The following is a 2,438-nucleotide window of genomic DNA, read 5'->3' on the forward strand; positions in this document are numbered from 1 at the left end:
AACATGCAAATTCAATCTTAACAGAGCACTATAATCTTTGCGTTCTTTGCGGTTAATTTCTTTGCGTTCTTTGCGGTTAAAAAAGGATAAACCACTTAATCTTAAAAAAACTTGAATATCGAGTATTTAACTAATGTAACTATTCACCACGAAGGGTACGGAGAGCACGAAGTGAAATTTGATGAATTATCGAATAGAGTCATTGGATGCGCTATAGCGGTGCATCGAACTCTTGGGCCAGGTTTGCTTGACACCGTGAAGAGTGATAATTCACAATTCACAATTGACAATTCACCATTCACCATTATTAAGGAAATTTAGGGAAGAAATTGTGAATTGTGAATGGTGAATAGTGAATAGTTACTAACTAATTAACAAATAAGAAGGGGGTATTTAAAAAAATGGAAAAGGTACTATTAGAAGCGACCACAAGAAGCGAGTCAGGCAAAGAATATTGTCGTCGATTAAGAGAGAAAGGATTTGTTCCGGGAGTGGTTTATGGAGGCAAAAAAGAAGTTACTCCAATAGAGTTTAAATCAGCAGATTTAATTCATATTCTCCATAAAGGAGGGGCAAATGTGCTTATCAACCTGAAATTACCTGCTTCGACAGAAACGGTGATTTTAAAAGAAAGGCAAAACCATCCCTTTAAAAATCTTTTATTGCATGCTGATTTTTTGAGAATATCATTAAAAGAAAAATTAACCATCAGAGTGCCAATAGAAATAATTGGGAGTGCCAAAGGGGTACAAGAAGGTGGTATTTTAGAACAAATTATGTGGGATATAGAAATTAGCACTCTCCCAACACAAATCCCAAATAACATTCCGGTAGATGTAACTAATTTAGAACTAGGGGCAGTGGTTTATGTCAAAGATTTAGTTGTAGAAAAGGGAATTGAACTTAAAGCCGACCCGGAGGCAATCGTATTATCTATTTCCACACCTAAAGAAGAAGTAGAAGTGGCAGAAGCAGAAGCAGTTGCAGAACCAGAAGTAATCAGAGAAAAGAAGAAAGAAGAAAAAGAAGAGGAAGAATAATTGGTAATCAGGTGATAGGTAATCAGGTAATTGTAAAGGAATTAGAATGAAAAAAGATAGTCTTCTCATCAGCATAATCACAGTTTTAGCCGTAGGTATCTCTTTCTTTAGTTTTACTATGGCATTAGCGTATCTTCAGATTCCTAAGGAGATTCCAACTCCAGAAGAGATAGAGATTGCGTTAGAATCCAAAAAATTAGAAGAAAAAGAGATGGAAAAAGTGGTTAAAAAGCCGAAAATCCCAAAACCTGAAGAAGAAAAAAAACCTGAACTTACAAAAAAGATTTTGCCTTATTATTCTTCTCTGGTTGATAAAAGAGCCTGGAAAGGCACAGGAACAGCGAAAATAACCATTATTCTTGATGATGCTGGATATAGTGTGAATGGTTGTGCAAAAAAGTTACTTGGCATACAAGCCCCTTTGACCTTCAGTATTTTGCCAGGGCTAAAATATTCACAACAAATAGCCAACCAGTGTTATGAAAAAGGGAAGGAAGTAATGCTCCATATGCCAATGGAAAATTGTGGTAATTCAAGGATGACCAAAGAGGATAAATTATGCGAAGCAGGACATAATATGAAGCCCTATAAATATGCTGTTCTGATTGGTATGTCTCAAGAAGAGATAGCAAAAAATCTTGAGGGGGCAATAAATGACATCCCTCATGTTGTCGGGATAAATAACCATATGGGTTCTAAAGCCACGGCGGATGAGGTAACAATGACTTCTGTCTTAGACCAGGTTAAAATAAGGAATCTTTACTTTATTGATAGTGTAACAACTGGTCGGTCTGTGGCATATAAATTGGCAAAAAGAAAAGGTATCCCGACCAATGAACGCACTGTTTTCTTAGATAATATTAACGATACAGAATATGTGAAAGAGCGAATAAATGAACTTATTTATCGAGCTAAACAGAAGGGCTATGCAATTGGCATAGGACATGCGACTAAAGAAGCAACGGCAGAGGCATTAGTAGAAATGGTGCCTAAATTAAAAGAGTATGGGATTGAGGTCGTGCCAGCCTCTTGTCTGGTAAATTAATTGGAAACTGGAAATTAGGTAATCATTCAGCCACAGAGGCACAGAGTTCACAGAGAATTAAAGAAATTAGTCACTTAAGGACACGAATTAATCTCTGATATCCCATAAATGTAGTGTGAACCTTTAGGTTCACCTTCTGGCTTGCCAGAAGCGAGACTAAAACCTCGCACTACAAATCTTTTTGTTGTTCAGAGAGATTTGGATTCATCTCGTTAGATAGTAAAACATCTAATACTTGATGTTCAAGTTTTTTAAAGGTATAAAGATTTAACCGCAAAGAGCGCAAAGGAAGATTTCGCAAAGGACGCAAAGGAAGGAAAATAAGGTGGTGAACAACCTATTGCTTTGTTAAG

2 protein-coding genes are annotated in these 2,438 nt (G+C 36.5%); both read left to right on the plus strand.

Going from position 1 to position 2,438, the window contains the following annotated elements:
* Positions 1-401: 401 nt before the first annotated feature.
* A complete protein-coding gene (locus tag AB1414_19235) occupies positions 402-1,040 on the plus strand; it encodes a 50S ribosomal protein L25 (GenBank protein ID MEW6609547.1) in 639 nt (212 codons plus the stop codon).
* A 46-nt stretch (positions 1,041-1,086) separates the two neighbouring features.
* Positions 1,087-2,085 (plus strand): divergent polysaccharide deacetylase family protein, encoded by a 999-nt coding sequence (locus AB1414_19240; GenBank protein ID MEW6609548.1) that lies wholly within the window; start codon positions 1,087-1,089, stop codon positions 2,083-2,085.
* Positions 2,086-2,438 lie beyond the last annotated feature (353 nt).

Source organism: bacterium, from assembly GCA_040755795.1.
GTDB lineage: Bacteria > UBA9089 > CG2-30-40-21 > CG2-30-40-21 > SBAY01 > JBFLXS01.